The sequence below is a fragment of the Mesorhizobium sp. WSM3866 genome (assembly GCF_002294795.1).
In the GTDB taxonomy this organism is placed as follows: Bacteria; Pseudomonadota; Alphaproteobacteria; order Rhizobiales; family Rhizobiaceae; genus Mesorhizobium.
Window position 1 is genome coordinate 556,755 of the sequence record NZ_NSGC01000002.1, and the last position, 18,898, is coordinate 575,652.

Sequence of the window (18,898 nt, forward strand, 5' to 3'; positions counted from 1 at the left end):
GACCTTACCCGCCACCGGGCACGATGCAAGGCCTGGGCCGCACAGCGCGTGCAAAAATGATGTCGTTGTGTGACGTCAGCTCTCGCTGGCTGATTTTGGCGCTATAGGCTTGGACGTCGTCATTTCGTCCGGCTCGCTTTGAGGAACCTTGCTTGGCGCTGGTTTGCGCCAGCCGCGGATAAAGGCGGCGATGCGGTCGGCGATCTCGCCGGCGCTCAGGAAAACCGGCACGCGCGCCACCGGCGCGGTCGGCTCGAAGGACAGGCCAAGCCCGGTGATCCGGCCCTTCTCGTCGACATCGCGTACGATCAGCTCGATCGGGCCGATCATCACGCGGTCGGCATATTCGGCCTGGCCGCCGAGCCGCTCGGTGACCAGCGCCGCGACGGTGAGCTTCTGTTCGGCCTCGGTGAGGCCGGGCCCATAGGCGGCTTCGAGCTCGGCGGCGGAGCGGGCCGGATCGACGGCAAAGGCGCCAAAGAAGTCGGCATCCTCGGGGTCGACGACGGCGCGGCTGGCGAAGAGCTTGTCGAGCAGGCGCGGATAGCGGTCCGGCACGAAGATGTAGACCTGATCGCCGGCGGCGAGCCGGCCCATGTCCTGGAACCGCATGGAGCGGCCGTCGCGCAGCACCAGCGAAGGCCTCGCCCAGCGCGGGATGCGTTCGCCGCGCGCCACCGGACTACCGGGAGCGACGCGATAGGCGAGCAGCTCGTGGTGAGCCGAGCCCGGCAGCTCGAGCTCGACCTTGTCGAGCGGTCCAAGCCTTGCCGGCACGATGAGGCCGAGACGGCGCGCCAGCGGACCGACGGTCCAGCCCTGCACCACCAGCGAGACCAGCACGATGATGAAGGCGACATTGAAGATGAGGCGACCGTTGGCGAGGCCGCCGAGCAGTGGCGTGATGGCAAGCAGGATCGAAACTGCGCCGCGCAACCCGACCCAGGAGACGAAGGCGACCTCCGGACGTGGCAGGCGGAACGGCATCAGGCAGAGCCAGACGGCCAAGGGCCGCGCCACGAAGATCAGGAACAGGCCGAGCAGGATCGCCGGCAGCAAGATCGCTGGGAATTGCGAGGGCGTGGCAAACAGGCCGAGGATCAAAAACATGATGATCTGCGCCAGCCACGACATACCGTCCTGGAAGCGCTTCAGGATGGTGACGGCGCGAATGTCGGAATTGCCGGCGACGAGGCCGGCGAGATACACCGCAAGGAAGCCCGAGCCGCCGATGGCGCCCGCCGCGGCGAACACCATCAGCGATAGCGTCAGCACGAAGATCGGCAGCAGGCCATGGTCGAGGTTCAGCCGCTCAACGAGGCGCACGATCGCCAAGCCGCCGAGCACGCCGATGACGGCGCCAAGTCCCATGTTGATGAAGAAGCCGATCACCAAACTGGTGGCGAGAACGTTTGCCTCCGGGTTGGCATGCGCGGCGATGATCTCGACCAAAGAGATGGTGAGGAAGATGGCGATCGGATCATTGGTGCCGGATTCAACCTCGAGCGTCGAGCGGACGCGCTCGCGCAAATGGATTTCCCCGGCGCGCAGCAGGAAGAACACCGCCGCTGCGTCGGTCGAAGCGACGGCGGCGCCCAGCAGCGAGGATTCCAGCCAGCTGAGATTGAGGAGGTAGTAGGCGGCGACGCCGAAAATGCCGGTGGTCAGGAGGACGCCGACGGTGGCCAGCGACAGCGCCGGCCCGGCCGCCTGGCGCAAGGCGTTGAGCGGCGTGCCGAAACCGGAATCGAACAGGATAATGGCCAAAGCCAACGAGCCGGCGAAATAAGCCAGCCGCGCATTGTCGAATTCGATGCCAAGGCCGTCGACGCCGGTGGCAAGGCCAATGCAGAGGAAGAGGAGCAGCAGGGGTGCGCCGAAGCGAAAGGCGATCAGGCTCGAAAAGGCGGCGGCGACAACAAGCGCTGTGCCGACCAGCGTCACGAGATAGATCGCATGCTCCATCCGGAATTGCCCCTCAAATCCGCGTCCCTCCCGCTTTACGGCAGAGTGGGGCGAAGACATGACCAGTGCAAGGCGGCAGCGTGGCTTTTTTGCCCCATGCCGCTGCGTCGAACGAAAAACGCCCGGCCGAAGCCGGGCGTTTCACACGATCAAAAAGGAAGCCTGAGGTCAGGCGATGGTCTTGCCGAAGGCGACAGCCGTGTCGCCCATGCGGTTCGAGAAGCCCCATTCGTTGTCGTACCAGGAGAGTACCGAGACGAAGTTGCCGTCCATGACCTTGGTCTGGTCGAGCGCCGCGATCGAGGAGTGCGGATCGTGGTTGAAATCGATCGAGACGTTCGGGTGATGGGTGACCGAGAGCACGCCCTTCAGCTTGCCGTTGGAGGCGGCGATCAGCGCTTCGTTGATCTCCTGCGCGGTGGTCGAGCGCTTGGCGATGAATTTGAAATCGACGACCGAGACGTTCGGGGTCGGCACGCGGATGGAGATGCCGTCGAGCTTGCCCTTGAGGTCGGGCAGCACCAGACCGATCGCCTTGGCGGCACCGGTCGAGGTCGGGATCTGCGACAGCGCCGCGGCGCGGGCCCGGTAAAGGTCCTTGTGCATGGTGTCCAGCGTCGGCTGGTCGCCGGTGTAGGAATGGATCGTCGTCATCATGCCCTTCTCGATGCCGACGGTCTCGTGCAGCACGGCGGCAAGCGGGGCCAGGCAGTTGGTGGTGCAGGACGCGTTGGAGATGACGACGTGGTCCTTGGTCAGCTTGTCGTGGTTGATGCCGTAAACGACCGTGAGATCGGCGCCTTCGGCCGGGGCCGAGACGATGACGCGCTTGGCGCCGGCGGTCAGATGCGCGGCAGCCTTGTCGCGCGCGGTGAAGATACCGGTGCATTCGAGCGCGATGTCGATGCCGAGATCTTTCCAGGGCAGCTGGGTCGGATCCTTGATGGCGGTGACCTTGAACTTCTCCTTGCCGACGGAGATCTGGTCGCCGTCGACCGTCACTTCATGCGGGAAGCGGCCATGCACGCTGTCGTAGCGGAGCAGATGCGCGTTGGTCTCTACCGGCCCGAGGTCGTTGACGGCGACGACATCGATGTCCTTGCGGCCGGATTCATGAATGGCGCGCAGGATGTTGCGGCCGATGCGGCCAAATCCGTTGATGGCAACTCTGACGGTCATGTTTCTCTCCCTGGGGACTGGAAAGTGGATGGGTCCGCTGCTTCATAGCGGCGGGCGTGCAAAGAATCCAGCCGCAGAAGCCGGAATTTAAATCGATTAGGTTGGTCCAGTCCGGCGACATCCTTTGAAGGGCTTCGCCGGACGGGGCGTTGCTTTTTGTGCATGCCGCTCGAGATCGCTGCGCGCTTTTGAGCGACATGCGATGGCTCACTTGCCGTGCAGGCGCGCCTCCACGGCCTTCGCCGCGGCCTCGGCGGTGATGCCGAAATGCGGATACAGCTGCTCGATCGAGCCGGAGGCGCCGAAGCCGGCCATGCCGACGAAGATGCCGTCGATACCGATCAGGTGGTCCCAGCCCTGGCGGATGCCGGCCTCGATAGCGACCTTCACCTTGGCGTTGCCGATGGTCTTCCTGCGATAGTCCTCGTCCTGCTGGTCGAACAGCTCGAAGCAGGGCACCGATACGACGCGGGTCGGATGGCCGTGTTTTTCGAGCAACTCGCGGGCGCCGAGGGCGACCTCGACCTCCGACCCCGTGGCGAAGATCGTCACGGCCGCCTCGCCGTTTGCCGCGGCAAGCTCATAAGCGCCCGAGGCGCTGAGGTTCTTCTCGCTGTGTTCGCTGCGCACGGTCGGCAGGTTCTGGCGGGTCAGCGCGAGCGTCGAAGGTGTCTTTTCGGACTCCAACGCCAGCTGCCAACATTCCGCCGTCTCGACCGCGTCGGCCGGGCGGAAGACGTTGTGGTTCGGAATGGCGCGCAGTGCGGCCAGATGCTCGACCGGCTGGTGGGTCGGGCCGTCCTCGCCGAGGCCGATCGAGTCATGGGTCATGACGAAGATCGAGCGGATGCCCATCAGCGAGGCAAGGCGCATCGAGGGCCGGGCATAGTCGGAGAAACACAAGAAGGTGCCGCCATAGGCGATCAGGCCGCCATGCAGCGTCAACCCGTTGATGGCCGCCGCCATGCCGTGCTCGCGGATGCCGTAATGAACATAGCGCTGGCCGTAGTCGTCCGGAGTGATGTTCTTGGTCTGGCTGGTCTTGGTGTTGTTGGAGCCGGTGAGGTCGGCCGAGCCGCCGATGGTTTCGGGAACAGCGCCGTTGATCACTTCCAGCGCCATTTCCGAGGACTTACGGGTGGCCACCTTCGGCTTGTCGGCCGAGAGCTTCTTCTTGTACTCGGTGATGACGGCGTCGAAATTGTCCGGCAGCTTGCCGGCGAGGCGGCGCTCGAATTCGCCCTTCAGCTTGGCGTCGGCCTTGGCAAGGCGGCCTTCCCAATCGGCGCGCGCCTTGGCGCCGGCGGTGCCGACGCCGCGCCAGGCGTCGAGGATGTCGGCCGGAATCTCGAAGGGCGGCGATTCCCAGTTGAAGAATTTGCGGGCGCCGGCGATTTCGTCGGCGCCGAGCGGCGAGCCATGCGCCTTGTTGGTGCCGGCCTTGGTCGGGGCGCCGAAGCCGATGGTCGTCTTGCAGGCGATCATCGTCGGCTTGTCGGAATGGCGGGCGGCTTCGATGGCATAGGCGATGGCTTCCGGATCGGTGCCGTCGATGTGGCTGGCGTTCCAGCCGCTGGCCTGGAAGCGGGCGACCTGGTCGGTGTTGTCGGCGAGCGAGACCGGGCCGTCGATCGAGATGTTGTTGTTGTCCCAGAAGACGATCAGCTTGTTGAGCTTGAGATGGCCCGCGAGCGCGATGGCTTCCTGGGAGACGCCTTCCATCAAGCAGCCGTCACCGGCCAGCACATAGGTGTAGTGGTCGACAAGGTCGTTGCCGAAGGCGGCATTCATGATGCGCTCGCCGAGCGCGAAGCCGACCGAGTTGGCGAGGCCCTGGCCGAGCGGACCGGTGGTGGTCTCGATGCCGGCGGCATGGCCGTATTCGGGATGGCCGGCGGTCCTAGATCCGAGTTGGCGGAAATTCTTGATCTGGTCGATCGTCATGTCCTCGTAGCCGGTGAGGTACAGGAGCGAATAGAGCAGCATCGAGCCGTGGCCGGCCGACAGGATGAAACGGTCGCGGTCTGCCCAGTGCGGGGCCTTGGCGTCGAATTTCAGGAAGCGGGTGAACAGCACCGTAGCGATGTCGGCGCAGCCCATGGGCAGGCCGGGGTGGCCGGAATTGGCCTTCTCGACGGCGTCCATGGAAAGAAAACGGATCGCATTGGCCATCCGATCATGTTGTTCACGCGAGGTCATGCTTCCTCCGGAATAGGGGTTGGAGCCTTGGGAGAGCCCGTGGAAAGGGTGCGCGACACATAGCAGGCGCGGCCTTTGAGTCAACAAATCGGTGCTTTTTTGCCGGCCTTGTGAAGGCGCCGGCGACGCTACATTAGCGTTAGCGGGGGACAGTCGCGAGAGCTTTATTGACGCGCGCTTCACCCGGCGCCTAATCTTTCCGAGATAACGCGTTCTGAACGTGAGCGATTCGGTGACGGGCAGGGCATAGGACGAAGGCCATGACCGGGGAAACGACCCTCAAGGAAGTCATCGCCAGGCTCGGCAAAGCCATGGAGGGACTGGAAAACGCCGTGGCGGCGCGGCTCGAGCATGAGCGCGACTATTCCGAAGCCGAGGCCGAGGTGCAGCGCATGAACGCCGACCGCTCGCGGCTGGCGCAGGAGCTCGACAATTCCGAGGCCCGCGCCGAACGGCTGGAAGATGCCAACAAGGAAGTGTCGCGCCGGCTGGTGACCGCCATGGAAACCATTCGCGCGGTACTGGACAGGTAAGCCAATGGCACAGGTCACCGTTTCCATCGACGGCAAGCAGTACCGGATGGCTTGCGACGAGGGCCAGGAAGAGCATCTGATCGACCTCGCCGAGCGCTTCGACCGGTATGTCATGCATTTGAAGGATTCGTTCGGCGAGATCGGCGACCAGCGGCTGACCGTCATGGCCGGCATCATGGTGATGGATGAGCTTTCGGAGCTCAACAAGCGGGTCAAGGGCATGGAGAGCGAGGTGCTGACGCTGCGCAAGACGCGCGACGAGGCGCTGACCAAGGCCGACAAGAGCGACAGCGTGCTGACGACCGCGCTCGCGGCACTTGCGCAGCGCATGGAAGACCTTGCGACGACGCTGGCGGTGAAGAAGGCTTAAGCCACCAATCCCCTGCGTCCGCTATGGAAATTCTGCTGTCTTTTCCAGGAAAAGCAGAAATTTTTCCGTCGTTCCGATCACGCTTGCAGACACAAGCCTTTTGAACCGTTCCTTCCGGCGGTATAGAAGCTGACGCGCGCCGCTGGGGTTGGCCCATGCCGGCGCCATGTCACAGGGTAGGGAGCCCGCGATGAGCCTTCGTATCAACGATATCGCGCCGGATTTCACGGCCGAGACCACGCAAGGGACGATCAATTTCCATCAATGGATCGGTGACGGCTGGGCAGTGCTCTTCAGCCATCCGAAGAACTTCACGCCGGTTTGCACGACCGAGCTCGGCACGATGGCCGGGCTCGAGGGCGAATTCAAAAAGCGAAACGTCAAGATCATCGGCATTTCCGTCGATCCGGTGTCGAGCCACGACAAATGGCAGGCCGACATCAAGACAGCTACCGGCCAGACGGTGAACTATCCGCTGATCGGCGACAAGGATCTCGCCGTCGCCAAGCTTTACGAGATGCTGCCGGCGGGCGCCGGCGAGAGCTCTGAAGGGCGCACGCCGGCCGACAACGCCACGGTGCGCTCGGTCTACGTCATCGGCCCGGACAAGAAGATCAAGCTGGTGCTGACCTATCCGATGACCACCGGCCGCAACTTCGATGAGATCCTGCGCGTCATCGATTCCATCCAACTGACGGCCAAGCATCAGGTCGCGACGCCGGCAAACTGGAAGCAGGGCCAGGACGTAATCATCACCGCCGCCGTCTCCAACGAGGACGCGATCAAGCGCTTCGGCGCCTACGAGACGGTGTTGCCGTATCTGCGCAAGACCAAGCAGCCGACAGCGTGAGCTTCTTCTCCCCGTTCCACGGAGAAGGTGCCCGAAAGGCGGATGAGGGGCGGCGCGGCGTTCGATAGATGAGCGCCAAGCTGCTCGGAGATTTTTGCTGAGCAATCAACCTTGCAGCGTCGGCGCTGCCCCTCATTGTCCTGCCGGACATTTCTCCCCGTATCGTGACGGGGAGAAAGGGCTTGTTTCGCCGCCTTCGCCAATCGCAGGCGTTGGAACGTATTGTCGGACCGCAAAAGTGCGAAGCCGGAGGTCGACGAGTTAATATACCAATTCTGACTGCTCGCGTACGATCAACGCGTCGATGAAGGGTCGTCTGAAAACTTTTTGTTTGGGTAATAGCGCTTCTTCTGCCGTTTTAGCTGATAGAACAGTGTTCCGTGTATACCATTAACTTCGGTTTTTCTTTGTAAACCTCTACTTAAACTTTCTTGAACCTGCTTCGCCCTTTTGCTCCCAACGCGCTTAAAGAAATCCTCAATGAACTCGATATCCTGACCATTCGGAAAAATTAACTCAAAATCTTCATCTGAAACTGCATAGATATTGTACGCGGTGTTGTCGGCGCCATCGATTAACTGAACATTTTTCATTGACGCATCGCTCTGCACATGTGTCTGCTCGTTCAGAGCGCTAAATTTCCTACGCCGATACCTGTCGTAATACGGATAGCAACATTTGCCAAGGCTTTGGCGGTGCAACTCGCAAACGTGCCAAATTCTCTTCTTGTCTTGGCGGGAAGACATTTGCATCTGCCTTTGCGAAGCTTGCCAAATCGCAGGTGTTGCAACGTTAAAAACGGCGGCGCCAGACGCTGGCGCCGCCGTTTTGTCTTTGCGTAATGCCTCGAGCTTTTACGCCGCCGGCTGCGCTTCGATGGTGCGCAGCGCCTGGTTTTGACGCTTGGCCGCGGCCTTGACCGCGTCCTGCACCTTCTCGAAGGCGCGCACCTCGATCTGGCGCACGCGCTCGCGGCTGATGTCGAACTCGGCCGACAGCTCTTCCAGCGTCAGCGGCTCTTCGGCCAGACGACGCGCCTCGAAGATGCGCCGCTCGCGGTCGTTGAGCACCGACAGCGCGCCCGACAGCATCGAGCGCCGGTTTTCCAGCTCGTCCTGCTCGATCAGCATCTCTTCCTGGCTTTCGTGATCGTCGACCAGCCAGTCCTGCCATTCACCGGACTCACCTTCGCTCGCCCTGATCGGGGCGTTGAGCGAAGCGTCGCCCGACAGGCGACGGTTCATCGACACCACTTCGGCCTCGGAAACGTTGAGACGCGTGGCGATCTCGGCGATCTGGTCGGGCTTGAGGTCGCCGTCGTCGAGCGCCTGGATCCGGCCCTTCACCTTGCGCAGGTTGAAGAACAGGCGCTTCTGGTTGGCGGTGGTGCCCATCTTGACCAGGCTCCACGAGCGCAGGATGTATTCCTGGATCGAGGCCTTGATCCACCACATAGCGTAGGTGGCGAGCCGGAAGCCGCGCTCCGGTTCGAATTTCTTGACAGCCTGCATGAGGCCGACATTGCCTTCCGAGATCACCTCGCCGATCGGCAGGCCGTAGCCGCGATAGCCCATGGCAATCTTGGCGACGAGCCGCAAATGGCTGGTGACGAGCTTGTGCGCGGCGGAAGTGTCCTGATGCTCGGCATAACGCTTGGCGAGCATGTACTCTTCCTGGGGCTGAAGCATCGGAAAGCGACGGATTTCTTCCAGGTAGCGGGCGAGACCGCCTTCACCGGAAACGATACTGGGTAGTGACTGGGCCATGATAGCGCCCCCTCTCTATTGGAGTGATGCCCCCGTAACGCGGCGGGCATGTGACGCGAATGCCAATCGGCTCATTCGCGGCAACTGCTGTATATAGGAACAAAACCAGAAAGGACAGGCATTTGTTCAACACGAAACAGTGTGTCACGCTGAAGTGAACAACGCCAGTCAGGTTTTTTGATGGCTGGTTTGAAGCGTCTTGATGGCGGTTCAGAGCATTCGAAAGCCGCCGACAAGTTCCTCCATGTCCCTCGGCATCGGCGCCTCGAACCGCATCGGTAGATGGGTGGTCGGGTGTCGGAATTCAAGGAGCCAGGCATGGAGCGCCTGCCTGGAAAATGCCTTGACCTCGCCTTTCAGCGGTTCCGGCAGCCGGTTGGCCTTGGTGCGGAAGGCCTGGCCGTACTCCGGATCGCCGACCACCGGATGACCGATATGCGCCATATGCACCCTGATCTGGTGCGTGCGGCCGGTCTCGAGGCGGCATTCGATCAGACTTGCGGTGGTGAATTCCTTCTGCCGCCCGCCGAAACGCTCGACGACGGTGAAATGGGTGACGGCATGCCGGGCGTCGTCCCGGCCTTCGGGAACCACCGCGCGCCGCACCCGATCGGCGGCGCGGCCGAGCGCGGCCTCGACGGTGCCGGTCGGCCGCTGCGGAATGCCCCAGACCAGCGCCAGATAGGCGCGTTCGAGGTCGCCCGTCCGGCCATGATCGGCGAAGGCCTCGGACAGTGCCTTGTGGGCGCGGTCGGTCTTGGCCACCACCATGACGCCGCTGGTTTCCTTGTCCAGCCGGTGGACGATGCCCGGTCGCCTGACGCCGCCGATGCCGGAAAGACTGTCGCCGCAATGATGGATCAGCGCGTTGACCAGTGTGCCGGTCCAGTTGCCGGCGCCGGGATGCACAACCAGCCCCGCCGGCTTGTTGACGACGATCAGCTCGTCGTCCTCGTAAAGGATGTCGAGAGGAATGGCCTCGCCTTGCGGCTCGGCAGGCTCCGGCTGCGGCATGATGACCGCGACACGCTCGCCCGGCGCCATCTTGCGCTTTGCCTCTTCGACCGGCTTGCCGGCGATCGTAACCGCACCCTGCTTGATGAGGGCCTGCACGCGGCTGCGTGAGATCTCCGGGCCGAGCTGGGCGGTGAGCCACTGGTCGAGGCGCTTGCCTGCGGCATCGGCGCCGGTTTCCAGCTCCACCGCTCCACCCAACTCATCGCCCGGCAATTGATCCTGTCTCAAAATCGGGGCCCTATCAAAATCGAGGTCTCTTCGCTATGAGCGCTCATCGAAACCGTTGCGGATTGTTTAGTCATGGCCCGGCCGATCGCCGAAGAAGATGAGGAGAAGCCGCTCGACCCTGCGGCCGAAAAAGTGCGCCGGAAGCTCATCCGCTTCATGATCGTCAATCTCGGTCTTCTGTTCCTCGCCCTTATGGTGGTGATCGGAGCCCTTGTCTACAAAGCCCGCAATGCGCCCGGCGCCGGATCGGTGCATGCCGGCGATGTCCAGGCTCCGGCCGGCGCGCCCCTCTCCGGCGATATCGTGCTGCCGGTCGGCGCCAAGGTCGTCAGCCAGGCACTGTCCGGCAACCGCCTGTCGATCGATGCCGAGCTCGCGGACGGCAGCCGTTCCATCTTTCTCTACGACATTGCCGAGCGCCGCGTGATCGGCCAGTTCGCGATTCGCAACAAATGAGCGGCTTTGCCGATAACCGCAGCATTGCGACCGTGGCGCTCGTCGTCGAAAACTATGACGAGGCGATAGCCTGGTATGTCGAGCGGCTTGGCTTCGTGCTGAGCGAGGATGTCGACCTCGGCGGCGGCAAGCGCTGGGTGACGGTCACGCCGGCAAACAGGCAGGGCGCGCGGCTGCTCTTGGCGGCAGCCTCCGGCGAGAGGCAGGCAAGCCGCATCGGTGACCAGACCGGCGGTCGGGTGTTTCTTTTTCTCGAAACGGACGACTTTGCCCGCGACCATCAGGCGATGCTTGGCAGGGGCGTCGAATTCCGCGAGGCGCCTCGCTTCGAGCCCTATGGCACGGTGGCGGTGTTTGCCGATCTCTACGGCAATCTCTGGGATCTGATCGAGCCGAAACGGCAGGGTTGACGAGGGCAGTCCGCAAAGTCCGCGAACAGTCCGAAACCCCAGTTGCTTTTTTCCGGCCTTCATCCTATGTAGCCGGTTCTTGAGCGCGCCCATCGTCTAGCGGTCAGGACACCGCCCTCTCACGGCGGGAACAGGGGTTCGATTCCCCTTGGGCGTACCATTGATTCCAATAATTTAGCTGCTTTGAACGACGACGCGTCGAATAGCGATCGAGAAGCCTTAGCCAGGCAATGCGCGAAGGAACACACAGCACCGTCGGCCGTTTGCCTTTCTTTCAGTGAAAGGATGAGACATGCCGACACCCGCTGAGCTCGAAGCGAAATTCTGGAAAGCACTGAAATCGGACATGACGATGATGATCGGCCTCGACGGCTCCAACATCATCCCTCGGCCCATGACGGCACAACTGGAGAAGGACGATACCGGTCCGATCTGGTTTTTCACGGCGAAAGACACGGAGCTTCCGATGGGCCTTTCCGGCGGCGACCAGGCAACGGCCACCTTCGTCTCCAAGGGACATGACCTCTTCGCAACGGTGCAGGGCAAGCTTCGCGTCGACAATGATCGGGCTGTGATCGATCGGCTCTGGAACCCCTATGTCGAAGCATGGTTCGAGGGCGGCAAAGACGATCCGAAACTCACGCTGTTGCGCTTCGATCCGGACCGAGCCGAAATCTGGCTCGATGCGTCGAGCGATCAAGATGCTGCTCGGATATGACCCGAAGCAGGAATACAAGGATAATGTCGCCAAGGTCGACCTTTAGGGGCCGGTCGCGACAGGCTGTCGGCCGCGTAATTTCTGCTTGATTCTCGGTTGATGCGGCAAAGGCCTCCAGCCTGGAATGCAACCACGCATCCACTCCATGGGCTCGCGACCAGAATGAACCGCGCCAGTTTGCGGCGGCAATGCGTTACGCGCCGGGATGGAAGATAGGCGCACGAATCCGCCACTGGCGCGCGCCTGGCGTTATACTCGACGTTATCGGAGCGCCGCTTTTTGCCCCTGGGCTTTGAAGCCCCTGTTTCCGCGCTGTCCCATGAGAGGAAGGCGCTGCGCTATTTCCCGGTAAGAAACGGCGTGGCTCAGTCATGCGATAGCGTCTAGCCACCGATTCGGCCTTGGCTACCATCCCAATTGGATTATCTGGGAAAGATCGGCGATGTCGCCATAGATCATCGAGCCTTTGACGAGAAAACACTTGCCATGCAAGACCTCGGACAGTGAGCTCGACGCGGTGCAAACCGGCAAAACTTTATGGCCATTGGCTTCGGTCGGGCCGATGCTGATGACGAGGAAAGCAATCGCAACGAGAGTCGTTCTGCTCATATCCAACCCCTCAAGCCTACTAGCTGCCAGGGCTGCAAAACCGGTTGCCTCCTCAAAGTAGCATCGGGCAATGATGGGATTCATCGTATCGATTGGAGAAGCGGCTCATCTATCTGCCGTAGGCGCAAAGACGGATTAGCCCCCGCCTGTTCAGTGGCCTCCACCATGCAGGCTAACGCTTCTTTGTTTCCCAGCCGAAATACAACGCCTCGAATTGCCCACCATCAAGGCGCTTGAATTCCGAACTTCTTCAAAGCGTTCAGGAGCTTCACGACGTGCATCTATCGCGCTTGCTGAAAAAGGCGGCGCGGAACAGTGCAGCCTAAAGATGGGGGCGCCCGGCCTGTGGCATATCGGGGGACCTAGGGCAGACAGGCCGGGCCTTTTACCCCATGTGGGCAAGGGGCAAGTCTGTACTATGCGCCACCTTTCGACGGCTGACATCAGAACTTTAGGCGTAGCTAATAAACGCCGTCGCGATTAATGAGCGCAAGCGAGGGACCTTTGGTTGCCTCTGCGGCTACACCCCTGATGGGATTGACCGCTCATAGTCAGCACGCTCCCAAACGGAAGCGGCAAACCGCTCACCTGCGAAAGCGGGATGAGTTGCGCCATGACCGTTGCAAGTCCTCGCGCTTCTCAAGACAGGCTTTTCGCAAACGCTGACGGACTTGGAGTGTGACCTTGCCGCGCCATCAACGCTGTGGTGGCACCGGATCGAGCAGGGTGACATCGTCGGGCCCCGCGGGTGGCAGTTCGCCATTGGGCGTCAGCTTGTTGACCGCCTCGGGCAAGTCCCTGGTTATCCTGGCTATCAGCTCATCGCGGGACAAGCCGGTCTGCATTGAAAGAGAAGCGAGCGTTTCGTCGTCTATTGCCGCCTCGACCTCTTTCGGCTCGATCGGCTGGTTGGGTCCGCTACTAACCCAAGAATCCACCTTGGAACCGGCTCCCCCATTTCTGAAGCGGTCGACAATATCCCCAAGCGCCGTCCCCGATACGCCTTTGGACAGCTGATCCAAGATCCCTCCCTGCAGACTGTTTGGATCGCGATTTCCCGCGCCACGGAGCAGCTCTCCGATCTTGTCGCGATTTTGGTAGGCGAGAATGCCCAACATGGCGACAGCCAGTCTTCCCAGGTTTGCCATTGATTGCCTCCCAGCAATTACAAGGGAAGAGCCGGTGATCACAAAGGTTCCGTCTAACGTGAAAAGTTTGCCGAGAGGCCAGCAAGCGAGGTCATCTTGCAATCAACAGGCTGGATCACGAGCCGCTTGATTTAGACGCATAAAGTCCTGGACGAAGGCCGCTCGGAAAGCCGCAAAAATCTCCGGTGGCACCCCCTTCAACCTGCTTGCCACTGGCGACAAGCCATACTGAAAGAATCCTGCTGGCCGCGATACCCATTGGCTTTTGTTCAGGAGCGTGGCGGGACCGAACACCGGCAGCCGGGTCCTAGTGAAAAGAATGCCGGTACTCCTCGCTAAATCAAACCGCGCTCGGAACAAAGGTGTCGGACGCTTGTTGGGTTTGCAGCACATCTGCCCAACTAGGAACTTCTCCATGAAAAATCGCCATCTACTGGTTGCGCTGACCACAGCCGCCGCCATCACATTCGCAGTGCCTGCCTTCGCCGCCGACGATGCCCAGGGGTTCGTCGACAAGGCTGCCAATGGGGGCATGTTCGAGGTCGAGTCGAGTAAGATCGCCCAAGCCAAAGCCCAGGATCAGGCGGTCAAAGACTTCGCCCAAAAGATGATCGACGATCATGGGGCGGCCAATGCAAAACTCGAAACGATTGCCGGCGAGCAGAAGCTCAAAGTGCCCGCCGAGACGGATGCCAAGCACAAGAGCGACCTCGACGCCCTTCAGAACGGCAAGGATCAGGTCGAAAAGACCTATGTGCAGATGCAGCGTGATGCGCACGCGGATGCCGTGGAGCTGTTCGAGAACTACGCCAAGGATGGCGACAATCCCCAGCTCAAGGCGTTCGCTTCGGAGACCTTGCCCACACTCAAAATGCATAAGGAAATGATCGAGAAGATCGCTTCCACCATGGACGATGAGACCGGCACGACGACGAGTTCGACAACTCCCGCCGTCACCACGACCGACACAAAAAATCCGGCTGCTCCGGTGCCAGGCGCCAATAGCTTCACCGAAGACCAGGCCAAGAGCCGGATCCAGGATGCCGGCTTCTCGGATGTCTCAGCGCTGACCAAGGACGATCAAGGCATCTGGCGCGGTCAGGCCACCAAGGACGGAAAGAAGACAACCGTGGCGCTCGATTATCAAGGCAACGTCGTTGCCGGCAGCAACTGAGAACGGATTGGAGTTCAACCATGAGAACCGTGACCGGACTATTTGACAATTATGACGACGCTTCCGATGCCGTCGGTGAACTCGAAGCAATCGGCGTTCCGCATTCCGACATCAGCATCGTCGCCAATAATTCGACCGGCTGGTACCAAGATGATCGCTCGAATGCCGCCGAAGATGCGGCTGGCGGTGCCGGTGTGGGTGCCCTCATTGGCGGCGCCGGCGGGTTGCTGACGGGGCTAGGGATCATGGCTATCCCAGGCGTGGGCCCTGTTGTCGCCGCAGGGTGGCTCGCCGCTACCGCTGCAGGCGCATTGGGAGGCGCAGTTGTCGGCGGGGCTGCCGGTGGCATCGTCGGAGCCCTTACCGACTCCGGGGTCCCGGAAAGGGATGCTCATGTCTACGCCGAAGGTGTGCGCCGCGGCGGGACGTTGGTCACGGCCAAGGCTAGCGACGCGTTGGCCGGCGAAGCCGAGAGCATCCTCGGTCAATCAAGATCGGTGAACTTGGAAGATCGCCGCAGTGCCTACGAAGCGGACGGTTGGACGAGTTTTGACGCTGGCGCCGAAAACTACACCGCCGACGAGATCGAACGCGATCGGGCGCGCTACGCAAATCGCGTTTGACCATATCGCCCCCAGGCGAAGGGCTTGGGGGCTTCACGCTCTGGCGCGTAGACAGCGCCTCCATGCCCGGAGCAACGCAGCTCGGTCCATCCGCTCAATAAAGTTCTCTGCGGCCTCGACGCGCGAGCCAGCTGTGATGCGGGGAGTGAAAAGTGATTTTGCGGCGCGCAACGCGCGGGTTACGCTATGTCACTTGCCAAAAGGAGGATGATGATGAAAGCCTTCCTCGGAACGATCTTAGCGCTGGGCCTGTCCGTCTCTGCAGCATCAGCCAATTGCCCGGCACACGCGAAGGATCAAGCCTCAGTCGACGCGCAGCAGACGGCGAGTGTTGACAAGTCCGACACGTCAACATCGACGGAAATCAAGAAAGAAACCCCGGCGAAGTCGGAGTAGTGCTTCTTCTTCGAAGGTAGATTGAGAGAGTGTCCGCGCTGCGGGTAGTAACACCCGAGAGCGGGCTACCATGAGGAGCCATGCGGCGCGAGGACGGCGTGAGTGTCGCCGCTATCGCTGAGAAGCTTCGCTGATCGGCGACGTGAAAGCGTAGCGGTGGCGCCATTTCGGGCGCCCTCAAGGACGGTCTACAAATAAGGCTTCCGCAGGCTGCCGACACTGAACCAAGCGGCCAAGTCTAAAATGCCGGCTCGGGTCCGTTCGCGAGACGCTCTCTCCAACAACAGCGACAGATGATGCAGGTGCATCAATTGGGCGTCTTCAAGCAACTGCAAAAAGCTGGACGCCTTGCATCGCGGCAACCGGCGGCGCTTTAGCGCAGCGATGCGCGCGCGCTGGCGCTTGATGTGCTGCTCGGCCTACAGAATATGGCGTTCCGCCATTTGGATGTCGTCAGCCAATGCCATCGTTGCAAACGGCGGTGTCGGGCAGGCGGTTCCGCTGGCCCGGCCGGCCCTCGAGCATGGCGCAGCAGAGCCTTGCGCATCCTCCTTGCGGCCGGCGATGACCTGCTGGTGCGATGCCGTGTCGCCGCTTCTGGCGCAACGCGTCGGATTGAATTAGCATCCGATCAAAGTTTCGGCCGCGATCCAGCAGGATGCGGATTGCGGAACCAAGGGGGAAGCCGTGCGGCGGTCGCCTGCCGGGCGCCGATTTAAAGGCTGCCTGGCCACATCGTCCGGCGGCAGGCGCGGCGGGGCCGGGAGGAGCCAATGCAAAAACTGCAGTCGCAAGGCGTCCATCACATCACGCTGGTCGGCGCCGATCGCCAGACCTCCATCGATTTCTGGGAAGGCGTGCTCGGCATGCCATTCATCTTCGAGCAGCCCAATCTCGACAAAGCGAGCGAAAGCCACCTCTATTTCGACCCGGGCGATGGCCGGCTGATCACGGTCTTCACCGACGAGAGCCGTAGCGCGGTCAAGCGGCGCACGCCGACCGATACCGGCCGTGTCCACCACATCGCGTTCTCGGTGTCGCGCGTGACGTTCCTGCAGGCAGTCGGCCGGCTCGACGAGCGCGCCATCAAGCACAGCGGCGTCAAGGATCGCGGCTTCATGGATTCGATCTATTTCGAGGATCCGCTTGGGCTGCTGATCGAGCTTGCCTCCTACCGGTTCGAGCCGCCCGCGGGCTTCAGCCATGCCGACGTGCTGATGGCGGCGCACAAGATCCGCGTTGCGCGCGGCGACTACAATATCGCCGAGGCGCACCTTGCCGACGCCATCCAGGCGCTGGTCGATCGATCGCGCGAAACATTGTCCGAGAACCGGGCGGCGAAAAATCCATACTGAACAGGTCAGAGGGAGGACCAGATGGCAAAGGCTGCAACGAAGGGAACGAAGAAGGCCGCCGCCAAGCCGGCAGCGAAGATGGCAAAGCCGGCGGCAAAGGTGACTGCCGCCAAGATGTCGGCCAAAGCAGTCAAGCCGGGCGCAAAAGCCGCGCCTAAAGCGACGGCAAAAGCCGCGCTTAAGGCGACGGCAAAGGCAGCGCTTAAAGCTAAGGCGCAGCCGGCGAAGAAGCCCGCGGTCAAGCTCAGCATGCTAAGGCCCAGCGTCAACAACATGACGGTCCGGGTGTTCACGCGAGCGGCCGGGCTCGACCATGCCGAGACCGACGCCTGGGGCCTGACGCGCACGCCGGAATTCCTGGCGCGGAACCCGGCGCATCTGACTCCGATGATCGAGGACAAAGGACTTCCCAGAGGCGTGCTTTGGGAAAGCTGCGCCATCATGCAGTACCTCGCCAACAAGCACGGGCTGGACAAGTTCTATCCGAAGGCGCCGGCCAAGCGGGCGATGGTCGACAGCGCCATGTTCTACCTGGTCGGAACGCTCTATCCCTATGTGGCCAGGGCCACTTATCCGGCACTTGGCTTTCCGCAATATGCCGGCGAGGTCGGCCACAGCGATGCCCATCCCGACAAGAAATCGGAGGCGCAAAAGGCTGCCATCGCCGCAATCGCCGAGCCGCTGGAGGTCTTTCATAGCTTCTTCAGGGACGGCAAGCCTTTCATCGGCGGCAACAACCCCTCGATCGCCGACATCCGTCTGGCGGCGACACTGGAGTTTCTGGCGGTCATCGACTATGCGCTGCCCAGCTGGGCGAAGGACTATATGGCGGCGATCGAGAAGAAGCTCGGCAAGGCCTATGCTGAGCCCGCCGGCGACGTGCGCGGCTACATCGCCCATGTGAAGGCCCAGGCCACGGCTTAAGAAATGCGCGAGGTTTAGGGTTTCGTTAACCAAACCCTTGTCTAGTGTCTCGGTCCTCGCTGCGACCACGGATGTACTGGCGCGATTGCCGAGGAGAAGGAAAGGTCGGCTCAGCGCCGGCCTTTTTGCTTTGCGCCGGCGCGCCAGCGTCACGGCAGCATGATTTTATCGGGTGCCGGCGCGGTTGAAATTCTATTGTCATCCGCGTCGTTGATCGTACCATGCGAACGGGCGAAAGCGGCGAGGACAAAGCCATGAGAAGCACGGCTAGACTTTCAGCGATCGCAGGCGCGCTGCTGGCGATGCCTTTTCCGGCAGATGCCGCATCGCTCAACACGATGAACGAGGTCGGCGCCGCGCTGCAGGCGTGCTGGACGCCGCCGGCCGAAGCCGGAACTGCCTCGGTCACCTTGAGCTTCAGCTTCAAGCGCGACGGCACGCTGATCGGCCCGCCGAAGCCAACGGCCATCAAGGTCAACGGGGATGACAAGGCGCGTCAGGCCTATGTCGACGCGGCGACCGCCGCCCTGCGAAATTGCCTGCCGCTCAGCTTTTCGCCGGACCTCGCAAAAGGAATTCCCGGGAAGATCTTTACGCTTCAATTCAATTCGCCGAAGGACAACGCCAAAGCAATTCAGCAGTAGAACTGCAAGTTGCTCAGTTTCGCCTTGGCCGATTTCCAACAGAAAACGGCTATGCTTTCTAGGTGGCGCTTTGTTGCTGGACAGCGCTACGCCGGATTGCGCCTGCGGCGGGCATTGGCGTGTTTTTCCAGTTGCGGCATTTCGAAGACGTAGTCGCTCCAGGCCGATTCCGGAATTTGGCCGGCCAGATAGCATTCCAACAATAGATTTTGCTCGGGTGTCAGACGCCTCGGGGCCCGCTCGTGATCCAGTCCAAGCGAATGGATCAGGTTTCTGGTCAGGCCTGAGACGGTGAAATGAACAGACATCTTCGCTCCCCTTCGTGCTGCGCCGA

21 protein-coding genes and 1 tRNA gene are annotated in these 18,898 nt (G+C 61.6%); 13 read left to right on the forward strand and 9 right to left on the reverse strand.

Annotation, left to right across the window (positions count from 1 at the left end):
- Positions 1-75: 75 nt before the first annotated feature.
- From CK222_RS06960 to tkt, 3 genes are all read right to left on the reverse strand, one after another.
- Positions 76-1,965 carry a potassium/proton antiporter gene (locus CK222_RS06960; RefSeq protein ID WP_095799825.1) on the reverse strand — a complete coding sequence of 630 codons (1,890 nt, stop codon included), beginning with the start codon at positions 1,963-1,965 and terminating at the stop codon, positions 76-78.
- Between the two features lie 168 nt (positions 1,966-2,133).
- Entirely contained in the window at positions 2,134-3,144 is a 1,011-nt protein-coding gene (gene gap / locus CK222_RS06965; protein WP_095799826.1) for a type I glyceraldehyde-3-phosphate dehydrogenase, read from the reverse strand.
- A 207-nt stretch (positions 3,145-3,351) separates the two neighbouring features.
- On the reverse strand, positions 3,352-5,343 hold the full coding sequence (gene tkt / locus CK222_RS06970; protein WP_095799827.1) for a transketolase: 1,992 nt from the start codon (positions 5,341-5,343) through the stop codon (positions 3,352-3,354).
- Between the two features lie 260 nt (positions 5,344-5,603).
- On the opposite strand from tkt, the gene CK222_RS06975 reads away from it, so the two are divergent.
- The 3 genes from CK222_RS06975 (at position 5,604) to CK222_RS06985 (ending at position 7,096) form a co-directional block, all read left to right on the forward strand.
- Complete coding sequence (locus tag CK222_RS06975) at positions 5,604-5,876, forward strand: DUF4164 domain-containing protein (protein ID WP_040973690.1); 273 nt, start codon at positions 5,604-5,606, stop codon at positions 5,874-5,876.
- A gap of 4 nt (positions 5,877-5,880) precedes the next feature.
- Positions 5,881-6,246: a cell division protein ZapA gene (locus CK222_RS06980; RefSeq protein ID WP_067002048.1), complete on the forward strand. Its 366-nt coding sequence runs from the start codon at positions 5,881-5,883 to the stop codon at positions 6,244-6,246.
- A gap of 190 nt (positions 6,247-6,436) precedes the next feature.
- Positions 6,437-7,096 carry a peroxiredoxin gene (locus CK222_RS06985; protein WP_095799828.1) on the forward strand — a complete coding sequence of 220 codons (660 nt, stop codon included), beginning with the start codon at positions 6,437-6,439 and terminating at the stop codon, positions 7,094-7,096.
- A gap of 293 nt (positions 7,097-7,389) precedes the next feature.
- Here CK222_RS06985 and CK222_RS06990 read toward each other — a convergent pair whose 3' ends face one another.
- The 3 genes from CK222_RS06990 to CK222_RS07000 all read right to left on the reverse strand — a co-directional run bounded on the left by CK222_RS06990 (position 7,390) and on the right by CK222_RS07000 (position 10,065).
- The gene (locus tag CK222_RS06990; RefSeq protein ID WP_197507431.1) at positions 7,390-7,842 is read right to left on the reverse strand and encodes a hypothetical protein; all 453 of its coding nucleotides are present in this window, start codon (positions 7,840-7,842) and stop codon (positions 7,390-7,392) included.
- A gap of 108 nt (positions 7,843-7,950) precedes the next feature.
- The gene (rpoH, locus tag CK222_RS06995; protein ID WP_067002056.1) at positions 7,951-8,862 is read right to left on the reverse strand and encodes an RNA polymerase sigma factor RpoH; all 912 of its coding nucleotides are present in this window, start codon (positions 8,860-8,862) and stop codon (positions 7,951-7,953) included.
- 210 nt (positions 8,863-9,072) lie between these two features.
- On the reverse strand, positions 9,073-10,065 hold the full coding sequence (locus CK222_RS07000) for an RluA family pseudouridine synthase (protein ID WP_245432967.1): 993 nt from the start codon (positions 10,063-10,065) through the stop codon (positions 9,073-9,075).
- A gap of 114 nt (positions 10,066-10,179) precedes the next feature.
- Here CK222_RS07000 and CK222_RS07005 point away from each other — a divergent pair, with 114 nt between their 5' ends.
- The 4 genes from CK222_RS07005 to CK222_RS07020 all read left to right on the forward strand — a co-directional run bounded on the left by CK222_RS07005 (position 10,180) and on the right by CK222_RS07020 (position 11,691).
- Positions 10,180-10,563, forward strand: a complete 384-nt coding sequence (locus tag CK222_RS07005; protein WP_067002059.1) for a fimbrial protein — start codon at positions 10,180-10,182, stop codon at positions 10,561-10,563.
- Entirely contained in the window at positions 10,560-10,973 is a 414-nt protein-coding gene (locus CK222_RS07010; protein ID WP_067002062.1) for a VOC family protein, read from the forward strand. The genes CK222_RS07005 and CK222_RS07010 overlap by 4 nt, the downstream gene beginning before the upstream one ends.
- 85 nt (positions 10,974-11,058) lie before the next feature.
- A tRNA-Glu gene (locus CK222_RS07015) sits at positions 11,059-11,133 on the forward strand.
- A gap of 132 nt (positions 11,134-11,265) precedes the next feature.
- Complete coding sequence (locus CK222_RS07020) at positions 11,266-11,691, forward strand: pyridoxamine 5'-phosphate oxidase family protein (protein ID WP_245432968.1); 426 nt, start codon at positions 11,266-11,268, stop codon at positions 11,689-11,691.
- Between the two features lie 405 nt (positions 11,692-12,096).
- Here CK222_RS07020 and CK222_RS07025 read toward each other — a convergent pair whose 3' ends face one another.
- Entirely contained in the window at positions 12,097-12,384 is a 288-nt protein-coding gene (locus CK222_RS07025; RefSeq protein ID WP_245307357.1) for a hypothetical protein, read from the reverse strand.
- Positions 12,385-12,995: 611 nt separating this feature from the next.
- Positions 12,996-13,448: a YidB family protein gene (locus CK222_RS07030; protein ID WP_095799830.1), complete on the reverse strand. Its 453-nt coding sequence runs from the start codon at positions 13,446-13,448 to the stop codon at positions 12,996-12,998.
- 415 nt (positions 13,449-13,863) lie between these two features.
- Between CK222_RS07030 and CK222_RS07035 the strand changes: the two genes are divergently transcribed.
- The 6 genes from CK222_RS07035 to CK222_RS07065 all read left to right on the forward strand — a co-directional run bounded on the left by CK222_RS07035 (position 13,864) and on the right by CK222_RS07065 (position 18,564).
- Positions 13,864-14,622: a DUF4142 domain-containing protein gene (locus CK222_RS07035; RefSeq protein ID WP_095799831.1), complete on the forward strand. Its 759-nt coding sequence runs from the start codon at positions 13,864-13,866 to the stop codon at positions 14,620-14,622.
- A 20-nt stretch (positions 14,623-14,642) separates the two neighbouring features.
- Positions 14,643-15,245: a hypothetical protein gene (locus tag CK222_RS07040; protein WP_095799832.1), complete on the forward strand. Its 603-nt coding sequence runs from the start codon at positions 14,643-14,645 to the stop codon at positions 15,243-15,245.
- A 213-nt stretch (positions 15,246-15,458) separates the two neighbouring features.
- Complete coding sequence (locus CK222_RS07045) at positions 15,459-15,641, forward strand: hypothetical protein (protein WP_067002221.1); 183 nt, start codon at positions 15,459-15,461, stop codon at positions 15,639-15,641.
- A 773-nt stretch (positions 15,642-16,414) separates the two neighbouring features.
- Complete coding sequence (locus tag CK222_RS07055) at positions 16,415-16,996, forward strand: VOC family protein (protein ID WP_095799834.1); 582 nt, start codon at positions 16,415-16,417, stop codon at positions 16,994-16,996.
- 21 nt (positions 16,997-17,017) lie between these two features.
- Positions 17,018-17,920 carry a glutathione S-transferase family protein gene (locus CK222_RS07060; protein ID WP_095799835.1) on the forward strand — a complete coding sequence of 301 codons (903 nt, stop codon included), beginning with the start codon at positions 17,018-17,020 and terminating at the stop codon, positions 17,918-17,920.
- A 254-nt stretch (positions 17,921-18,174) separates the two neighbouring features.
- Complete coding sequence (locus CK222_RS07065; protein WP_067002225.1) at positions 18,175-18,564, forward strand: hypothetical protein; 390 nt, start codon at positions 18,175-18,177, stop codon at positions 18,562-18,564.
- A gap of 86 nt (positions 18,565-18,650) precedes the next feature.
- Here CK222_RS07065 and CK222_RS07070 read toward each other — a convergent pair whose 3' ends face one another.
- The gene (locus CK222_RS07070; RefSeq protein WP_067319298.1) at positions 18,651-18,872 is read right to left on the reverse strand and encodes a hypothetical protein; all 222 of its coding nucleotides are present in this window, start codon (positions 18,870-18,872) and stop codon (positions 18,651-18,653) included.
- Positions 18,873-18,898: the final 26 nt, after the last annotated feature.